An 18,801-nucleotide genomic window follows, 5' to 3' on the forward strand; every position below is an offset into this window, starting at 1 on the left:
CGCGTGCTCGGCGCCTTCGCCGCCCAGGCAGCCGTCGTACTCGACCGCCAGCGCCTCGTCGACGAAGCCGAGAAGTCCCGCGAACTCGCCGAGGCCAACCGCATCCGCACCGCCCTGCTCGCCGCCGTCAGCCACGACCTGCGCACCCCGCTCGCCGGCATCAAGGCCTCCGTGACCTCGCTCCGCTCCGACGACGTCGAATGGTCCGAGGACGACAAGGCCGAACTCCTCGAAGGCATCGAGGACGGCGCCGACCGCCTCGCCGCCCTGATCGGCAACCTCCTCGACATGTCCCGCCTCAACACCGGCACCGTCGTCCCGCTGATCCGCGAGACCGACCTCGACGAGGTCGTCCCGATGGCCCTGGGCGGCATACCAGAGGACAGCGTCGAACTCGACATCCCCGAAACCCTCCCCATGATCGCCGTCGACCGCGGCCTGCTCGAACGAGCCGTCGCCAACATCGTCGAAAACGCCGTCAAATACACCCCCGCCGGCCAGCCCGTCAACGTCACGGCCAGCGCCCTGCACCAGCGCGTGGAACTGCGCGTCGTCGACCGCGGGCCCGGCGTCCCGGACGAGGCCAAGGACCGGATCTTCGAGCCGTTCCAGCGCCACGGCGACGCCCCACGCGGCGCAGGCGTGGGACTCGGCCTCGCGGTCGCCCGCGGCTTCACCGAGGCCATCGGCGGCACGCTGACGGCCGAGGACACTCCCGGCGGCGGCCTCACCATGGTCATCACCCTCCCCATAGCGGGTGGCGCACCGCCGGTCACGGCGGATCTCCCGACGTCGGCGGTCACCTGAACCAGCCCGCGGACCAGGCCAAATGATCGCCGGTCACATCCTGTGGCCGGCGATCATCCCCCGCATCAACTCAGTGAGCCCGCGATGGCCGTGAGGGCGGCGAGGTGACGCCGATAAGCGGTCATCCCCTCCTCGGTCAGAGACAGCCAGTTGCGCATTAGCTCTTCCGGCGGGCAGAGGTCGACGCGTGTGTTTGTCGTCGCAGGAGCCAGCGTCGTAGTTCGTCGGCGCCCCACACCACGAAGGGGAAGGGGATGACGAGCGCGACCATGGCGGGGGTGAGGGCGGCGGTGCCCAGCAGGTCCTGGAAGGGCGGGGCGTAGATGAAAAGTGCGGCCAGGGCGAGTTCGAAGCCGATGCCCCACAGCAGCAGGGGGTTGGTGAAGACGCCGATGGAGCGCAAGGAGGCGTGGTCGGTGCGGGCGGCGAAGGCGGTGCCGATCTGGCCGGCGACCATGCCCAGTAAGGTCATGGTGGTGGCCTGCTGGTAGGAGTGGTGCAGTGGGGTGCCGGGGCCTGTGGGGTCGCCGGGGTGCCAGTCGGCGTGGATGAGGACGGCGAAGAACCCTGCCATCTGCAGGGCGGCGCAGATGACGCCGAGGAAGAGCCAGGCACGCAGGAGCATGGAGCCGCGGATGACTCCTTCGGAGCGCGGTCGAGGCGGGCGGTCCATCAGGCCGGGTTCGGCCCGTTCGCGGCCCAGGGCGAGGGCGGGCAGGGTTTCGGTGCCGACGTCGAAGGCCAGCAGCTGCAGCACGGTCAGGGGGAGCGGGATCGCTCCACCGCCCAGGGCGAACACCAGGAACGGGGTGATCTCGGGGGTGGTGTGGGCGAAGATGTAGCAGATGAACTTGCGGATGTTGTCGTAGATCCGGCGCCCGGCACCTATCGCCGTGACGATGGTGGCGAAGTTGTCGTCGGTGAGGACCATGGTGGCCGCTTCGCGGGCCACATCGGTGCCGGAGCGTCCCATGGCCACGCCGATGTCGGCGCGCCGCAGGGCGGGTGCGTCGTTGACGCCGTCGCCCGTCATGGCCACCACATGGCCCTCGGCGCGCAGCGCGTCGGCGATCCGCAGCTTGGCCTCCGGTGAGCTGCGGGCGAAGATCAGTTCGCGGTGGTGGCGCAGGAGGTGGTCGAGGTCGTCCTCGGGCATGCGGTCGAGTTCCTCGCCGGTGACCACCCGGGGGTGCGGGCCGCCTATGCCGACCTGGTGTGCGATGGCCGCGGCGGTCAGGGCGTGGTCGCCGGTCACGATGATGACTCTGATGCCTGCGCCGTGGCAGTGGGCGACGGCCTCGGCCACTTCGGGGCGGGGCGGGTCGGCCATGGCCGCCAGGCCGATCAGGGTCAGGTCCTGCTCGGCTTCGGCACGGTTTTCGGGCAGCGCGGCGGCGTTCAGGCGGCGCTCGGCCAGGGCCAGGACCCGTAGTCCATGCCGGGCAAGGGCGTCGACCTGTTCCTCGACCCGGCGGCGGACGTCGTCGGTGAGGGGCTGGGTGCTTGCGTCGGTCTGCAGGATCCGGCTGCAGTGGGGTACCACCGCTTCGGGTGCGCCCTTGGTGTCCGTCCATACCCCGTTGTCGCGTTCGTCCACGGTGGACATCAGCTTGAGAACCGGGTCGAAGTGAAACTGCCGCCGGCGGTCCCGTTCCCGGTCGGCGGGGGTGATGCCGTGGCCCAGACGGCTGGCGGCTTCCAGCAGGGCGAGCTCGGTGGGGTCTCCGATCGCGGTGCCGTCGGCTTCGGCGGTGGCGGGCTGGGCGTTGTTGCAGCGGGTCATCACCGCAGCGAGGGCGACGAGGGCCGCGTCGCTGTCCGTTCCCTGCACGGTGTCGGCGCCGGTGAGGTGCTGTGGTCCGGCGGTGGTCCACACGGTGGCGACGTGCATGCGGTTCTCGGTCAGGGTGCCGGTCTTGTCGGTGCAGATCACGTCCGCCGAGCCCAGGGTCTCCACCGCGCTGAGCCGCTTGACGACCGCCCCGCGCCGTACCAGCTCCCGCACCCCCAGGGCCAGTGCCAGGGTGATCACCGGCAGCAGCCCTTCGGGGACGTTGCCGACCAGCAGGCCGACTGCGAAGACGACCGCGTCGTGGAACGGCAGCTTCGCGCCGTACACCGCCACCGGCAAGAACGCCAGGCCCATGACCACCGCGATCAGCGCGATCAGCCAGGCCACTCGTCTGACCTGGCTCTCCAGCGGGCTGACCTCGCGCTCCACCCGCTCCGAGAGCGCGGCGATCCGCCCCAGCTCGGTGTGCATGCCGGTGGCGAAAACCAGGGCCCGCCCTTCGCCCTCCGTGCACACGGTCCCGCTGAACACCAGGTCCCGGGCCTGCAAAAGCGGCACATGCACATCGGCGAGTTCCGCGGACCTGTAGGCGGGCATCGACTCGCCCGTCAACGCCGACAGGTCGACCTCCACCCCTCCAGTGATCAGCCGCGCGTCGGCCGAGATCCGGTCCCCCTCCTCCACCACCAGGACGTCCCCGGGAACCAGATCGGCCGCATCGACCATCTGCTCCTGCCCGTCGCGCAGCACCTTCGCCCGCTCCGGCAGATAGGCCGCCAGAGCTTCCACCGCCCGCTCGGCCTGCATCTCCTGCACGAACGCGAAGGCCGCATTGACCACGATCACCACGACGATGGCCAGCGCCACCGCGACGATCCCCGCCCACCACGCCAGCAGCGCCGCCGCCCACAGCAGCAGCGCCAGAGGATGGGTGAACTGCCGCGCCAGCTCCCCGGGCCAGCGCCGGCCACCGCGCCGGCGCAGCATGTTCGGCCCGTAGTGCACCAGCCGCCGGGCCGCCTCCCGCGCGGTGAGCCCCTCCCGCGTACTGCGCAGGTCCCGCAGCAGCAGATCCACCCGCTCCTCAGGGTCCAACGGTGCCGCAGCCGGCTCCGACACCCCGAGCTCGCCGGACACGTCACCTCACCCCGAATCGAGGGCGCGGCCCAGATGGGGGCCCCACCGGGCCGCTATCCCGCACTGCATAGCCACCACCTCCCTGCGGCTCCGGACCATTCGGCTTCCACTCTCAGGGTGCGCGCGGCCCTCCACCGCGGCCAGTTACGCCGATACCCCTGCAGTCGGTTACACCCTGTGCCCGCACCAAAGGCGCAGAGCAGCCGCACCGACGGGAGCGCAACGCGACCTGAGCGGTCATACCGTGCGGCCGGTCCAGCGAGGTTCCACCCGCTCCCATTCGCGGCCCCACTCAAGGAGCCGCTGCCGTTCGAGGGAGAGAGCGACGATCTTGCGGACCGCGAAGACCGCCGCAGCGGTACCAGCCGCAGCGCCGGTGCCCACGACAGCACCGGCAGCCACGGGCGCCGACGGGCGAATGGGAGGCGAGGTGACGCGGCCTTGACCGTCGAGCCAGACCTGCAGGTGTCCGCCTTCTCGCAGCCCCACAGCCGCTTCTACGAACGTACGGCGATACCCGCCGGCGTCACGCCATTCCACAGGCACCCGCGCACCATCCGAACGCGAGCCGCCCTGGTTGTCGTTATCCGCGACTACCTTGGCATCAACGACATGACGCGAGTCCACCTGGGCACGGCGCACCTCGGCGTAGTGCCCATGGGCAGCGCCAGCCGCGAACCAGGCAGCCAGTGGTACGGCGACCACAGCGAAGATCCAAAGCAGCCGCACCAGCCACAGCTCCAGCCGGTCAGACGGCCGCTGCAGCCGATCCGCACAGCACATCCGCCGCAGCCTCCCTCGCGCCCGCGCAGGGCAGATTCTCCAAGGCCCGAAAGCCCACATGATGAGCCCACCTCCTCCCGCCCCCGGTGCCTACACCCATCTCTGCACCGCCCCGCCCGCCCCTCAAGGGCCACACAGTCCCCAGCCGTACCCCTACCGGACCCGCGGGCCGCGACATGAAGAGGCCCCGCAACCCAAGTCGACATCACTGCACTACGTATCCAGACAGCCGCATTCCGCGACGGTCGATGGTCGCGGGGAGCTCCCCCGCGCGGGGAGGGACGGTCCGTGTTGTCCTGCGGCCGCACTGGTGGGCAGGACACGGATGTTGCGGTGCTGCTCTGCGGCTTGCTGGCGCAGGAGCCGGTTCTCCGCCACGGCCTGGTGCAGCGCGCCGACGAGGGCTTCGTTGTCCTCACGCAGTTGGCGAAGCTCCTCGGCATCCGCGGCACGGAGTTCCTTGAGCCTGCAGATCTGCTGGCGCAGCCGTCTCTCGCTGTCGGGGATTCCTCCGCGTGCCCGGACTTTCTCGTAGAACTCGTTCTTCAGGTCGGTGTGGCGCTGGGTGAGGGCGTTGCGGGGCACTTCGGCTTCCTCGGCCAGGGCGACGATGGTCAGCGCTCCGTTCGACCGCTGGGGTTGTCCGGCCAGGATGCGGCCCATGGCGGCGAGGATGCGGTCGCGTTCGTCAGGGGCCGGGCTCATGCGGGGGTTTCCTCCTGTCCGCCGATGCGATGGCGGGAGTGCTGGTCTGCGAGGTGGCGCAGGTGGTCCGCGCGCTAGAGAAGCCGGTCGGCCAGCGGGTGCGGGACCATCTGTGAGGCTGCTTGCTCCTCCAGGTTCTCCGCCTGTGCGGTGAGCTGGGCGGTGTGCCGGTCGGTACGTGCGATGTTCGCGCAGGAAGGCACGCAGCGGTCCAGCGTGGGGGCATCCCCGGTGCCCAAGCGGTGGCAGAGAGCCTTGTCGCGGTTGTAGACGCACATCAGATAGGCGTGCGGGTTGTCGTGGACGGCCAGGCTGGAGTTGCGAAGGATGGCCCTGGCCTGACGGGCACTGCGGATCGAGCCGGTGAACTGCGCCTGGGCGGCGGCGTGGATCGCCCGCCGGGCAGCCGGCCCGGAGATGCCGGCGCCTTCGGAGAGATCCTCGTGGAGGGCGGCGATGGTGTCGGCGGTGGCACGGGCGGTCTCGATGTCGAGGAGGTCGTGGATGCCGTCGCGGCTTCGCGCCGCGTAGCCGGCGCTGACGGCGGTACGCATGTGGCCGTACTGGATGGCCAGGGCGACGAGCCCGCCGGGACGGCGTGCGATGTGCCAGGCCAGGGTACGGCGGAACCGCTCGGTCCCAATCGCGCCTACTTGCCGCATTAGCAACTACTTGCCGGAAAGGATCGTCTGCTGGTGTACGCGCTGACGCCCGAAACACGCGAGCCGCCCAGCTCCGGTATCCCCACACCGGGAGCTGGACGGCTCATGTGTTGTGCGACGGTTGACCAGCACGCGGTCGCATCGGCCCGTACCCCCACGGCCGGACCATGCGCATCTTCGGCGGTGTTCAGGTCACCGACCTCCAGCCGCGTGCCACCGGACCGTCACCGGCTCCGTCGCTCCGCCAGTCTGCTCCCGGCCGACGTCCGTGACAACGCTCCTTTACGCGTTCCTTCCGCACGGTCGTCGATCTTTGACGCGGCCCTGATGACCTGCGCGAAGACCGGATTCGCACGGTTACCCGACGGCCGTCAGAAGGCCGTCAAAGTCCCGTTCAGGATCTTGCCTCGGCATCCGTGATGCGCTGGGATGGAGTCATGAACAGCGGTCCGCGCTACGACGATCGGCCACCGAATCCGGTGCAGCCGACGGCGCCCGCTGTCCGCCCGGCCCTCTGACATCGGCCGCGCGTCCTCCGCGTACTTGCCACCGGCGTCCTGAAGGACTCCGGCCAGGGCTTCGTACGCGTACTCCCCTTTCCCCGCATGACCTGAGCCCTCGCCCCCTGCCTACGCCGGGGGCGCCGGGCGCGTCAGCCATGCCTGCTTCCAGGAATCCGACATGTCTTCATCCCTGTCCGGACGTACCGTCCTCGTCACCGGCGCCACCGCCGGCATCGGCTACGAGACCGCTCGCCAGCTCGCCCAGCGCGGCGCGGCCGTCCTTCTCCATGGCCGCACCGCCGAGGAGGCCCAGGCCGCGGCCGACCGTCTGGTGACCACCGAGGGCATCGACAGCGCCCTGCTGCGCCCGCTCGCCGCCGACTTCGTCCGCCTGGAGGAAGTCGAGAACCTGGCCCACGCGGTCGTACGGGAACACCCGCGCCTCGACGTTCTCGTCAACAACGCGGCCATCGCCGCCCCCGAGCGTCACACCCTCACCGTCAATGGCAACGAGATCGCCTTCCAGGTCAACTTCCTCGCGCACTACCTTCTCACCAACCTCCTGGAACCCTCCCTCACCAGCGACCCGGGCGGGCGCGTCGTCAACGTCTCCTCCTCGCTCCACCGCACGGCCGCCATCCAGTGGAGCGACCCGAACCGGGAGCGCCGATACTCGCGGCTCGCCGCCTACGCGCAGTCGCAGCTGGCGCTGACCGTCTTCGCCTCCGACCCGCGTGTCACCGCCGTGTCCGTCCACCCCGGTGTCTGCGAGACCGGCCTGCTCCCCCTCTACGGCAACGAGGGCGAATCCGCCGCCGAGGGCGCCCAGCACGTCGTACGCCTCTGCGACCCGGCCACCGAGATCGTCAACGGCGCCTACTACGACCGCGACGAACGCGTCGCCCCGGCCGCCGCCGCCACCGAGGACCGCACGATCAAGCGCCTCAACAAGCTCGCCGACCTCCTCGTCGGCCACACCGCCTGAAGGGACACCCGTCCATGTCCAAGCGCGCACGCAAGAAGAGGGCCCGCCGCAAGAAGGGCTCCAACCACGGCAGCAAGCCCACCTGCTAGCCAACAGCCCATTCCGCGGGGCGGCCCTCCGAACAGGGCCGCCCCGCCTCCATGTCCCGACAAGGAAGCCTCATGACCAACTTGCCGCCCCACCGACTCCCGGCCCTCGTTCGCTGGTTCCCCACCGGGGCCCCGGGGTCGGCCGCCCTGACCGAGCACGTCCTGACCACCGAGGCCGGCCGCTGATGGGTGGACCGCGTCATCCAGCCGCGCGTGATCGCCGCCGAATCCGGGGACCACGTACTCCTGCGCGGAGACCCGCAGGCCCTGACGCCGACGGATCTCGGGGTCTTCGCGGACCGCTCCATCGAGGCTACGGGCCGCTTCCTTCCGCTGATCGGGGCCGCGTTCGACCGGGTCGTGCCATGGCAGCGCATGGTGTACGTCAAGCGCTCCCCCGTGCCCGCCACCCGGCCGCCCAGGGGTGTGACCGTGCGTAGGCTGGACGCCCGCGACACGCGCGCGCTCACCACCCTTCCGCCCGCGATGAGCTGGATACACCGCACCTGGGGCGGACCGGACGCCCTCGTCCGCTCGGGCTACGCCTGGGCCGCCTTCCAGGGCGACCGCATCGTGGCCGTGGCCTGCACCTACTTCCTCGGCACCGCCTACGAGGACGTCGCCTGCGTCACCGTGCCCGACCCGCGCCTCCAGTACCTGGCTCTGGACTGCATCAACGCCCTGTGTTCGGACATAGCGGCCCGAGGGCACACCCCCAGCTGGGCCTGCTCTGCGAGCAACCGCCCCGGCCGCCTGCTCGCCTGGACCGCCGGCTTCCGTCCGGAGCGGGAGTACGCCCACTACGCCGTCGGCACACCGACGGCAACCGGAAGAGTGGCGGCGGGATGAGAGGCGATACTCGCCGGGTGGACTCCATTTACCGCAGCACGCCGGGCCGGGAGCACATCCGCCGCTGGTGCACCGACCGGCTCGACGCATGGCCGGTGCCGCACGAGCGGACGGTGGTGACCGCCAACGGAGCAGAGACCCACCTGGTGAGCGCCGGCTCCGGCCCGACCACGGTGGTCTTCGTGCCGGGTACGAACTTCAACGCCGCCGCATCCCTACCCCTTGCCACCTCCCTTGTCGCGGCCGGCCATCGGTTCGTCCTGCCGGACGTCCCCGGACAGCCCGGTCTCAGTTCCGGGGAGCGCGGGATCTCCGGCGGCCGCCTGTCGTGGTACGGCACATGGCTGAGCGAGGTCCTCGACGCCTGCGCCGCAACCGGGCCCCTGGTGGTGATCGGGCACTCCTTCGGCGCCGCCATCGCCCTGTCCAGCTCTTCACCGCGCATCGACCGGCTCGTGCTCGTCTCACCCGGCGGACTGGGCAGGCTGCGCCTCACCCCCGGCCTGCTCGCCGTCTCCGCCGCCTGGTTCGTCCGACCGACTCCGGCGCGCAGCACCCGGCTCCTGCGGGCCATGCTCGCGCCCGGCCACCAGCCGCGCGAGGAACTGGTGGAGTGGATGACGCTGGTCGCACGCCACTCCCGCTCGAGTGGAGCTCCGGGCGTTGCAGACCTCCCTGCGCGGGCCGTTCCCCGGCTGGTCATCACGGGAGCGCACGACATCTTCCTGCCGCCGCGACGGCTCGCCCCCGCGGTCCGCACCGTGCTCGACACCGATCTGCACGTCATCCCGGACGCCGGCCACCTCGTAGTCGAGGAACACCCCCGACGGCTGGCGGCCCTTGTATGAGCGGACATCAGGCACGCCGATCTCCCCGCCCCTGCCCGCGTCCGTACGGCTCACCGGCCCCTCTCACCGGAACTCGGCCAGCCGGCGCCGCAGCCCCAGCACCGTCAACCCGGCCGTGAGCAGTAGCGACGCTCCGGCCACCGGGCCTCGCATGGTCAGTGCCGCACGGCCCTCTTTGACAGCGAGATCGAAGTGCCTCTGATTGATGGCCGTGACCTGGTCCAGAGCCTTCATCCACTCCCCGAAGTGGGCGTTCGAGGTGTCCGGTGCCCAGCCGATGCAGAAGACCGTGGCCTCCTGCTGCTTCCCCTCGGCCACCAGCCACCTGAAGGTCCGGTCGTCGCGCTGGTAGACGGCGTACGCCTCGACGGTCTTCTGGGCGGCCTCCCGCTCGCCCGCGAAGGTGATGTTGTCCAGTTCGCGCCGGTACTCGCCGGTGAACCGTTTGTCCTCGTGGTTGTTCAGGTAGGTGGCCCACGTGTCGGCGAGTTTCCGGTCGTACGTGTCGAGTCCGGCGCCCTGAATCCCGTACAGCTGATGCGACTTGTCGAGGAATGAGAGCTCGTACGCGGGGCGGCGGTCGGGGTCCAGGAGGTAGCGGCTCTCGTCGGCGTTGGCGTCGTAGCCGATCGCTTTGGACCGTGACAGCGCGATGACGGAGTCGAAGGAGTCGCGGCGGGCGACCTTCATCCGGTCGTAAGTGATCGTGAGCAGCTGGGCTCCGCACACGACCGCGACCACGGCGCAGAGGGTGGCGGCGATCAGTCCCGGGTTAAAGACCCGGTGGAACCGGCGCGCGAGGCGGATCTGGAGCAGTACCAGCGCGGCGATCAGCAGTACGCCGAGGACGGCTTCGGCGGTCCGCTGCACGTCGAGGTCGCCTCGCGCTGCGGCGTACTGCCGTTCGTACACCGCATTGTTGGCGTCAACGAGCTTGCGCGCCTCCGGGAGCAGCCGCCCCGTGAGGAGGTCGGTCGCGGTCCGGTAGTCCTCGCGGGCGGCGTCCTTGCCGCCGGGCCGGCTGTCGTTCTCCAGTGCACGCCCGATCAGCTCCTGGTAGTGCGCGAAGTCATCGGTGAGCCGCACGACGGTCGCCTCGGTGGCCGGGTCTCCTTCCGAGGCGGCGGCGAGCGTGCGCAGGGAGCGGCTGATGGTCTCCTGGGCCTCGCCGTAGTAGCCGCTCGCCTTGGCGTACGACTCTTCCAGGCGCCCCTTGCCGGTACCGGAATCACCACTGGAGAGCAGGATGTTGGCCGTCTGCGCGTCCATGTCGTTGAGTGCGAGGTTGAGCCGGGTCGCGGAGACGGTACGGGGCGCGTCGCGCTGGGCCGTTTCTTCCCAAGCGGTGGTCGCGCCCGTCGCCGCGACCACGAGCAGGATCAGCAGCCCGGCGACGAGCAGCAGGCTCGCCGCACGAGCGAGGAGCAGCCGGCCGGGCAAGGTGGCCCAGTAGCGATCGGCGAGCAGGCGGGCCGCCCGGGCGATCACGGTGGGAGGCCGTGGTCCCGACGGCCCTCCTCCCAGTTCTCCTCCGGACGGCGAACGTGGGACGCTCACGCGACGGGTGTCCGGTGCGGGGCTCTGCGTGACAGTCTCCGGAGCCCCCGCTCCCTGGGTCGGTTCGGTACCGGCAGTGATCGTCACTCGCACTCCAGCTCACACCCGGGCCGTTCGTACGGCCCTGCGTGCACGCCAGCATCTGGCTCAACAGTTCGACCCACCAGGCACGTTGATGGTCTTCATACGCGGGGATACACAGAATTGACGGGGCCTTGACGGCGCCCCCCGGTCCGTCGGCTCCGCCGCACTCACGCCTCGAAGCGGTACCCCAAGCCGGGGGCGGTGATCAGATGCCGCGGGTGCGCCGGGTCCGCTTCCAGCTTCCGCCTGAGGTGAGCCATGTACACCCGCAAGAAGTTGGTCTGCGTTCCGTAGGACGAACCCCACACCTGCTGGAGCAGACGCCGCTGGCTGACGAGCCGGCCCCGGTTGCGGATCAGGACCTCCAGCAGATGCCACTCCGTCGGCGTGAGCCTGTGCTCTTCCCTCTGCGCCTCGCCTTCTTCGCGAGCAGGTCGACGGTGAACTCCTCGGTCTCGACAACCGCTTCGTCCGCGGCGGCCGACTCCTGTGTCGGTGTCCGGCGGATGACGGCTCCCAGCCGGGCCAGCAGTTCGTCCATGCTGAAGGGCTTGGTGACGTAGTCGTCGGCGCCCGCGTCCAGGGCCTGGATCTTCTCCTCGGAGCCGTGGCGGGCAGAAACCACCAGGACGGGCACCTGCGACCATCCACGCAGCCGCTTGATCACATCGATCCCATCCATGTCGGGCAGCCCGAGGTCCAGCAGGACCGCATCTGGACGGCAGGCCGCCACGGCCTCCAGGGCCGTGCCCCCGTCCGACGCGCAGTCCACGTCGTACTTCCGCGCCTTCAGATTGATCACCAGCAATCGCGCAAGCTGCGGTTCGTCATCCACCACCAGCACCCGGGGCATTGGCGGGCCGCCTTCCTGTTGTCGTCCTGTGAGTACGGATAACCGGAGGGAACAGCGGTGTTCGGCCACCTCGGCAGGCGTTGACGACGTCCATACGGCCGTGGGTGCGACTTTGACGGCTTCCTCACGGCAAGGCTCGCGCGACGGTGCACGGGACGGCCCGTCCGTGATGCGTCCCGGCTCCAGCCCGACCCCCCGCGGTCCGGACTGGGTGTGGTCTCGGCGGCGATCGTCACGCGCCCTCCAACCTCGCATCACGGACGGTCGTCCGCTTCCCCCTGCCACTCAGTCTGCGATCACCGCCGTGCGCCAACGCACCAGGTTGACGCCCCTCTTACGGCAAACCCGCACTTCCTGACGCGCTGCTGATGGCGGGCATCGGGGTGCCGTAAATGAGTCGTAAACACCACCGACATCGGGCGTAGCATCGGTGCGTTTGCTGTGATCTACATGGTTCACGAGGGGGAATGTCATGGGCATCGGCGGCAGGCAACGGGGGAGGCTCCTCGCCCTTGTTACAGGTGGGGCGGTTCTTGCCTCGGGTGCGGGGTTGTACGGATTGAGCGCGACAGGCAGCTGGCCGTTCCACGCGAGCTACTGCTGGGGGGCGTGGCAGGAGGACAGTGGTCCGTCCTTCCTCGGCGAGGAGGCGCTCGGCAAGTCCGGCTCCGCGCGCCGGGCCACCGAGTCGGCGCCGCCCTCGTCCACCAGGCCGACCGCCACGTGCACGGTCACCGTCGCCTCGTCGGTCGCCGATGATGACTCCACCGACCCGCTCACCTTCGATGAGCGCGTCACCCTCGCGTACGGCCCCGTCCCGGCCTCGGCCGAGGAACGCCGTGCGTGGATAGCCCACTTCTTCGACGGTTCGGCTTCTCCGTTGCCCGACGGACTGAACGGGCTGGTCGGCCGCGATCGAGCCATGCTGGTGCTGCCCGAGGCCTGTGATGTGGACGGCAGACCGTCCGTGGTCACGATCCGGAGCGAGAGCTGGGGTGACGGCCACCTGGGGAGGAAGGCCATGCCTTTCACCATCGGAAACCGGATGGACGTCGCCCGGATGCTGCTGGACGCGGCCGGCACCGCTGCGTCGAAGGCGGGCTGCAAGCCCGCAAAGCCGCTGCGCCTGTCCTCGCCGATGTTGGTCACCGCGGAGAAGGACGAGAGGGCCTCCAGTCCTCTGTGCAGGATTCCGGGGGTGACTTTCGAGTTCGGAAAGGACTCCGCCTATCAGCAGCAGGTGGGCGTCGTCGGTGAGCGGCTCCAGACCTGTTCGGTGGTGTGGCGCTCCCGGGGGGTGCCCGATGAGCCGGCGGCGCAGTTCGTGATGGCGTCCGAGCCCCGGATGGTCGCACTGTTCGACGGGCTTCCCGAAGGAAACGGCCGGGGACTTGTGCGGGCCACCTGTGGCGGTCGGCGGACCGTGTTCTACGGGAACGTCGAGCCCGGCCTCAAGGGCCGAAGCCGCCCGGACGACCAGCAGGTGTTCGCGAACTTCACCGCGTCCGTGAGCAAGCGCATCGGGTGCCAGGCCGGGGAGAACCGGTGACCTCAGACAACAACGGCAGCGTGGCGGACAACGGAGAGAGCGTGACACCCGCAGTGGACAGCGAAACGACCCCTGCCCGGGAGCCGGACAAGGACCAGGACCTGATTCCCTCGGTTCCCTCACCCGCGCGGCCCTCGTTGGTGCGCCGGCTGCTACGGAACCGCACCGTCCGGGCCACCGCGGCGGGCGTCCTGGCCGGCGGCCTACTCGGGGCCGGCGCCGTCGCCTGGCGTACGGACACCCTGCCGCTGCTCGGCCCCGCCCCCTGCTGGGACTCCCTCGGCGACTCGACCGTGTCCTCCCTCTTCGGCGACCGCAGGACCGAGGTCGAGGAGCAGGTGCTGCAGACCGACCCGCACGGCCAAGGACTGTCCTACGGCCAGTGCCGCATCACCAGTTACAAGGACGACATGGCCAGAAGGCAGCTGACCGTACGGGTGCACAAGCTGGACGGTCTCTACGGAAGCGACGGGCGGCAGTGGCCCGAGGAGTTCCTCGCGGCCGGCATGGTGGCACTCGGGGAAGGCCTGCCGGGCATGGCCTCCTCCTCCCGCGCCTGGGTGGCGCTTCCCCAGTCCTGCACCGGCAGACCCGACCAGTTCGAGGGCCCGGTCGTGGTCGACGTCGGCATGGGGCCTGCGGGCATCGACGTCTCGTCGGAGTACGAGCGGGAGGACCGCGCCGCTCTGGCGCACGCTGCGGTGGATGCGGCCAACGGCGTCATACGCGAGCTGGGTTGCTCCGGGGTCTACCGGTCTCCGGACCTGCCGAAGGACGTCGTCGTGTGGCGGGACACCCAGCCGGACTCCTTCTGCGGCATCAAGGGCCTCGCCCTCCCGGCTGCCTACCGCGAGAGCCTGTCACGTACCCGGGTCAGCGGCGACGGCGGCTCTGCCCGGATATGCGAGGCGTCCGGCCGTTACCCCAAGGCCACGGTTCGGATGACGACCGTCGTGGACCCGGCACTGACCGCCGTCTTCTCCCAGGATCTACTCAAGGGCGGCTCGTCCTTCAAGGGCACCAACGGGTACGGGGCGTTCAACGTGAGCCGGGCCGTGTACCGGGCGCAGTGCCAGACCGGGGACGTGATCTTCATGCTGGAACAGAAGGACCGGTTCGGGGAGCAGGACTTCACGTTCGTCCACGACCTGCTGCCCGCCTACGTCGAGGCGGAGTCCAGCCGTATCGGCTGCGGCCAGGAGAAGGTGACACTGCCCAGCGGGTGAGCCGCGGACGGCGGGGCGGGTTGTGTGGCCCGTGATCGGTACCACCCGTCGTGGCCGGGGTCAGTCATGCCGGCATCAAAGCTGTGTCAAGGACCGGCCGACCTCCTTGATCCCCGTCTCACGAAGCAGTTGGATGAATGACGTGAACAGCGGTCTGCTCCATGACGACCGGCCACCGCATACGGTGTGCCCGGCCTCGCGCGCTGCTCACCTGCCGGTGCGCTGACGCACGGGTTCTCAACCCGCGGCCACCCACAGTCACCCGTATGACGGGCGGCCGCTTCCGTCCCGTGTCTGCCCCCGCCCCGGGCAGGCACGCGGCCTCGCACGCCCCTCCTCACCCAACCTGCAGGTGCCTGCGCCCGTCGGCCACAACGCCAGAAGGCGAGCCACGGCCCGGAGCGGAGCGGCCTCCTGCCCTGTACCGCCCGCTCCCCCTGCCCGAGAACCCGTTGCAGCACCACCTGGAGGCATTCGTGATCGGGATCTCCTCGCAGCAGCTCCCCGCCCTGAGCCGTTGGTTCCCCACCGGCTCCCCCGGTCCCGGGACTCTCGCCGAGCACGTACTGACCACGGGCGCCGGACACTGGTGGGCCGACCGCCCCGACCGGCCTCGCGTCCTCGCCGTCAGCTGCGCGGACCACGTGCTGCTGCGCGGCGATCCGAGCGTGCTCACCCAGGACGCCCTGGCCCGGTTCGCCGGCCGGTACGTAGAGACGCCCGCCCGGTTCTGGCCGTCGCTCGGCTCCGCATTCGAACGCGTCGTCCCCTGGGAACGGATGCTGTACGTCCACCAGCCTCAGGCACCGGTGCCCCTCCCCCGCACCCCGCGTGGCGCAACAGTGCGGCGGCTGACTCCCCAAGACGTTCCGGCACTGGCCGCGATGGACTCCAAGAACGCCTGGATTCATGCCAGTTGGGGCGGACCCAGCGGCCTCGCCGCTTCCGGCCACGGCTGGGCCGCCTTCGCCAAGAGTCGGATCCTCTCCCTCGCCTGCACCTACTTCCTCGGCAGCGCCTACGAGGACATCGCGGTCGTCACCGTTCCCGATCGCCGCCGTGAGCTCCCCCAGCTACCGCTGGGAGGGGCCCCCACCGCACTGGCCTGCGTCGCCGGCCTGACGGCCGACATCCAGGCACGGGGACACACCGCGAGCTGGTGCTGCTCACACGACAACCGGCCCAGCCGACTACTGGCCTGGACGGCCGGCTTCCGGCTGACCCGCGAATACGTCCACCACGTCACCGGCAGGGCATTGGCACACGAGGTCGGGCACAGGGCAGCGCAGCCGTCCCATCACCACGCCCGCCCTCGCATAGTGATGACGGGGTGACGCGGCCCGAGCGCCGACTCAGTGGGTGCGTTGCCCGCCAAGGGCGTTGAGCAGGGCAGCGCCCCGTTCGGCATCGTCCACGCTCACCGCGAACTCACTCCCCCGCCGGGGGTGGATCACCAGACACTCGCCGCCGCGGAGCATCACTGTCGTGCCCATGCCGCTCAGCCGATAGCCCCAGCCCCCCACCTGGGCGGGGGTGCGGTCTTCGGCACGCGCCGATTCGATGTCCTCAACCAGCCAGCGCCGCACCGGCCAGCCGAGCGGACCGAAAACCACGTCCAAGCCCTTCTCGGTGACACGCGCCTGTACGGAGGCACACGAGAGAGCCGCGATGGAGACCGTGGCGAACGGTGCGAGGACCACCCACTGCGCCTCGATCAGGCCGCTCACCGCGACGAGTCCTGCAGCGAGCGCGACCAGCCCGAACAGGGCCCCGATCCAGCGGAGCCACGGGTTCGTCGTACGGGAAAGCCACACGAACTTCTCGCCCACCGGAATGTCCATGCTCGGACTGCCCACAACCGCGGGCGGCGCCGCAGCCGGACCGCGGCGGGTAACCGCCCACCCGGCCAGCCCCGCCACGGTCGCCACCCCGAACGTCAGCGCAGTCCACAGACTCACGGAATCGGCCTGCCGCCAGTCCGTGTGATCCAGGTTCGCCCGGACGATGGATGCCTGCGCACCAGCGAGGAGGACACCGCTGGACAGCAGTGCGGCTACGGCCCAGCCCCGCATCGCCGGACTTGAGGTCGCCCCCTCGCGCCGCCGCGCGAGCACGACGGTCAACAGCACCAGGACCAGCCAGATCAACCCGGGAAACAGCGCGGCTGCCCACAGCGGCATCGAGCCGTCCGGTCCGCCGGAGCCGGCGCCCCAGTGAGTCGCCAACCGCTCCGGCAGCCGGTCACCGGCGGCCCAGGGAAGTGCGACGAGCGCGACCAGGACCGCCACGGCCCAAATCGCGACACCCCACTGTTCTCCGCCCCTTCGCCCCGTCCCGTCGTTCATGCCAGCCTCCTGATCATTTCCATGAGATCGGCCTTGCTGTAGCCCAGATGCGCCGCGTCACCGACCAGTTCGCGCACGCGGTCGAGCAGCACCGAGCGCTGCTCCGCCCCCTCGGCCACGGTCACACCGCGACCGCGGCGGAACTCCAGTAGTCCCTCATCGCGAAGCCCTCGAAGACCGCGGAGGACCGTGTTGACGTTGACGCCCAACGCCTGGGAGAGATCGCGTGCCGATGGCAGGCGCTCACCTGGAGCGCACTCACCCTCGGCGATGGCACGTCTGATCGCACCCGCGACCTGTTCGTGCAGAGGGCGGTTGTCCGCAATGTTCAGCTTCAACAGCATGGTGCTAATGAAACTAGCACCATCATCACCAAGGAGGGATATCCAGGGGATCCACCGGACAGAACCCGTGTGGGCGGCAGCTCGACATCATCTCGCCAGGTCCAGCCGCGCCTCCTCCAGGTCCAGGGACCGCTGAAGGCATCGGCGGGTGGTGTCGCTGATGTGGTGTTCGTCGTAGAGACGCTGGAGTTCCACGGCCTCCACCCGGATCAGGTCACGGCGCAGCAGCCGATAGACCTGGTCTGCGGATTCAGCCAGGTCGGCTTCCTCCAGGCGGTCGCGGGCGTGTTCGAGCCGGGCCTGGAGGCTGCGCCGGAGCCGGTCTGCGACGACGTCCGGTACCGCTTCGAGGTCGGACACCTCGTCCAGCCGACGGATGCCGGCTGCGGCAAGGGCGCACCGGGCGGAGGCCTCCTCGCGTTCGGTGTGATCCGGTTCGAGGGCGATTCCGGAGCGACGGACCACGTCGGCCAGGGTGAAGCCCTGGCCGACGAGGGTGACCACCACCACCGACGTGGTCAGGACGAGCACGAGCGGGCGCTGGCCCAGGAGGCTGCCGTCGCCCTCCGCGACCGGGATGGAGAGGGCCGCGGCCAGTGGGACGACGCCGCGCGTGCCCGCCCAGGTCAGCACGGCCGGGACTCGCCAGGAGGGACGTACGCCCGCGTTCCGCTGGACGACGGCCGAGAGGGGCAGGACCCACAGCAGGCGAACGGTGACCAAGGTCGCGGCGACCGCCAGCGCGTACAGCGGCCAGAGCCCGTCGGCAGCGGTCAGTGCGGCGACCTGTCCGGGCAGGGTGAGGCCGATCAGGCTGAAGACGACGCTCTCCAGCAGGAAGACCACGGTGCCGTTGACGGCGTGCAGCTGGATCCGTGTGCGGGCATTGGTGAACCGGTCGGCCCGGCCTCCGAGCACCACGCCCGCCACGACAACGGAGGTCACGCCGGACGCGTGCACCGCTTCGGCCAGCACGTAGGCGGCGTACGGGGTCACCAGGGCGATGACGGTCTCCAGTACGGGGTCCTCGGTCCTGCGGCGCATCAGAGCCACCACTCCGGCGACCGCACCTCCGATGAGGATGCCGCCGCCAGCGAGCAGCGCGAACTCGGTGCCCGCCGCCTGCCAGGACACCCCGGCGGAGGCTGCTGCCACGACGATCGCGACACGGAAGAGGACGAGCGAAGTGGCGTCGTTGAAGAGGCTCTCGGCCTGTACGAGGACCTGGACGCGGGGAGGCAGGGCGAGGCGCCGGCCGAGCGCGGTGACCGCCACCGGGTCCGTACTCGCGAGGACGGCCCCCAGGACCAGCGCCATCTGCCAGGTCAGCGGGGTGAGCAGCGACGCGACCAGACCCACCGCGGCCGCCGAGGCCAGGACCAGACCGACCGCGAGCACGCTGACCGGCTTCCATACCAGCCGCAGCTCGCGCCAGGACAGTTCCTCGGCGCTGGCGTACAGCAGCGGCGGCAGGACGATGAGGCCGATGGCCTCCGGACTGACCCGGATCTCCGGAGTGCCCGGTATCAGCGCGACGACGAGGCCGACGACAACGAGCAGTGAGGGCGCGGGGATTCGCCAGCGGCGGGCACTCGTGGCCACGACCGTGGCCAGCACCACGAGGAACAAGACCGTACCGACGCTGCGCATTCCGCCCCCACCCAAGTCGACGCGGACCATGCG

Annotated in this window: 15 protein-coding genes and 1 pseudogene; 7 read left to right on the forward strand and 9 right to left on the reverse strand. The window is 70.3% G+C overall.

Annotated features, from left to right (window positions below; translation table 11 throughout):
• Nucleotides 1-807, forward strand: an 807-nt coding sequence (locus tag ABZZ20_RS08040) for an ATP-binding protein (RefSeq protein WP_356868009.1), incomplete at its 5' end; no start/stop codon positions are given.
• A 157-nt stretch (nt 808-964) separates the two neighbouring features.
• Here ABZZ20_RS08040 and ABZZ20_RS08045 read toward each other — a convergent pair.
• From ABZZ20_RS08045 to ABZZ20_RS08060, 4 genes are all read right to left on the reverse strand, one after another.
• Nucleotides 965-3,736, reverse strand: a complete 2,772-nt coding sequence (locus tag ABZZ20_RS08045; RefSeq protein ID WP_356868011.1) for a cation-transporting P-type ATPase — start codon at nt 3,734-3,736, stop codon at nt 965-967.
• A 237-nt stretch (nt 3,737-3,973) separates the two neighbouring features.
• The gene (locus tag ABZZ20_RS08050) at nt 3,974-4,519 is read right to left on the reverse strand and encodes a hypothetical protein (RefSeq protein ID WP_356868013.1); all 546 of its coding nucleotides are present in this window, start codon (nt 4,517-4,519) and stop codon (nt 3,974-3,976) included.
• A 213-nt stretch (nt 4,520-4,732) separates the two neighbouring features.
• Nucleotides 4,733-5,224, reverse strand: a complete 492-nt coding sequence (locus ABZZ20_RS08055) for a hypothetical protein (protein ID WP_356868015.1) — start codon at nt 5,222-5,224, stop codon at nt 4,733-4,735.
• Nucleotides 5,225-5,298: 74 nt separating this feature from the next.
• Complete coding sequence (locus ABZZ20_RS08060; RefSeq protein WP_356868017.1) at nt 5,299-5,886, reverse strand: hypothetical protein; 588 nt, start codon at nt 5,884-5,886, stop codon at nt 5,299-5,301.
• Between the two features lie 681 nt (nt 5,887-6,567).
• Between ABZZ20_RS08060 and ABZZ20_RS08065 the strand changes: the two genes are divergently transcribed.
• The 3 genes from ABZZ20_RS08065 to ABZZ20_RS08075 all read left to right on the forward strand — a co-directional run bounded on the left by ABZZ20_RS08065 (nt 6,568) and on the right by ABZZ20_RS08075 (nt 9,160).
• A complete protein-coding gene (locus tag ABZZ20_RS08065) occupies nt 6,568-7,374 on the forward strand; it encodes an SDR family NAD(P)-dependent oxidoreductase (RefSeq protein ID WP_356868019.1) in 807 nt (268 codons plus the stop codon).
• Nucleotides 7,375-7,676: 302 nt separating this feature from the next.
• Nucleotides 7,677-8,312, forward strand: coding sequence for a GNAT family N-acetyltransferase (locus ABZZ20_RS08070; RefSeq protein WP_356868021.1), 636 nt, complete (start codon nt 7,677-7,679; stop codon nt 8,310-8,312).
• 17 nt (nt 8,313-8,329) lie between these two features.
• A complete protein-coding gene (locus tag ABZZ20_RS08075) occupies nt 8,330-9,160 on the forward strand; it encodes an alpha/beta hydrolase (RefSeq protein WP_356868023.1) in 831 nt (276 codons plus the stop codon).
• Nucleotides 9,161-9,223: 63 nt separating this feature from the next.
• On the opposite strand, the gene ABZZ20_RS08080 is transcribed toward ABZZ20_RS08075, so the two are convergent.
• The gene (locus ABZZ20_RS08080; protein WP_356868025.1) at nt 9,224-10,648 is read right to left on the reverse strand and encodes a hypothetical protein; all 1,425 of its coding nucleotides are present in this window, start codon (nt 10,646-10,648) and stop codon (nt 9,224-9,226) included.
• Between the two features lie 320 nt (nt 10,649-10,968).
• Nucleotides 10,969-11,654, reverse strand: a pseudogene (locus ABZZ20_RS08085) (response regulator transcription factor).
• A 559-nt stretch (nt 11,655-12,213) separates the two neighbouring features.
• Here ABZZ20_RS08085 and ABZZ20_RS08090 point away from each other — a divergent pair.
• From ABZZ20_RS08090 to ABZZ20_RS08100, 3 genes are all read left to right on the forward strand, one after another.
• Nucleotides 12,214-13,203, forward strand: a complete 990-nt coding sequence (locus tag ABZZ20_RS08090; RefSeq protein WP_356868027.1) for a hypothetical protein — start codon at nt 12,214-12,216, stop codon at nt 13,201-13,203.
• Nucleotides 13,200-14,429 (forward strand): hypothetical protein, encoded by a 1,230-nt coding sequence (locus ABZZ20_RS08095; protein WP_356868029.1) that lies wholly within the window; start codon nt 13,200-13,202, stop codon nt 14,427-14,429. Before ABZZ20_RS08090 ends, ABZZ20_RS08095 begins: the two co-directional genes overlap by 4 nt.
• Before the next feature lie 476 nt (nt 14,430-14,905).
• Nucleotides 14,906-15,763 (forward strand): GNAT family N-acetyltransferase, encoded by an 858-nt coding sequence (locus ABZZ20_RS08100; RefSeq protein WP_356868031.1) that lies wholly within the window; start codon nt 14,906-14,908, stop codon nt 15,761-15,763.
• An 18-nt stretch (nt 15,764-15,781) separates the two neighbouring features.
• Here the strand turns inward: ABZZ20_RS08100 and ABZZ20_RS08105 are convergent, their stop codons facing one another.
• The 3 genes from ABZZ20_RS08105 to ABZZ20_RS08115 form a co-directional block, all read right to left on the reverse strand.
• A complete protein-coding gene (locus tag ABZZ20_RS08105; protein ID WP_356868033.1) occupies nt 15,782-16,774 on the reverse strand; it encodes a DUF1648 domain-containing protein in 993 nt (330 codons plus the stop codon).
• A complete protein-coding gene (locus ABZZ20_RS08110) occupies nt 16,771-17,118 on the reverse strand; it encodes a GntR family transcriptional regulator (RefSeq protein ID WP_356868035.1) in 348 nt (115 codons plus the stop codon). Before ABZZ20_RS08110 ends, ABZZ20_RS08105 begins: the two co-directional genes overlap by 4 nt.
• Before the next feature lie 87 nt (nt 17,119-17,205).
• Nucleotides 17,206-18,798, reverse strand: a complete 1,593-nt coding sequence (locus ABZZ20_RS08115; protein WP_356868037.1) for a Na+/H+ antiporter — start codon at nt 18,796-18,798, stop codon at nt 17,206-17,208.
• Nucleotides 18,799-18,801: the final 3 nt, after the last annotated feature.

The organism is Streptomyces sp. NPDC006430 (assembly GCF_040612395.1).
Classification (GTDB): domain Bacteria; phylum Actinomycetota; class Actinomycetes; order Streptomycetales; family Streptomycetaceae; genus Streptomyces.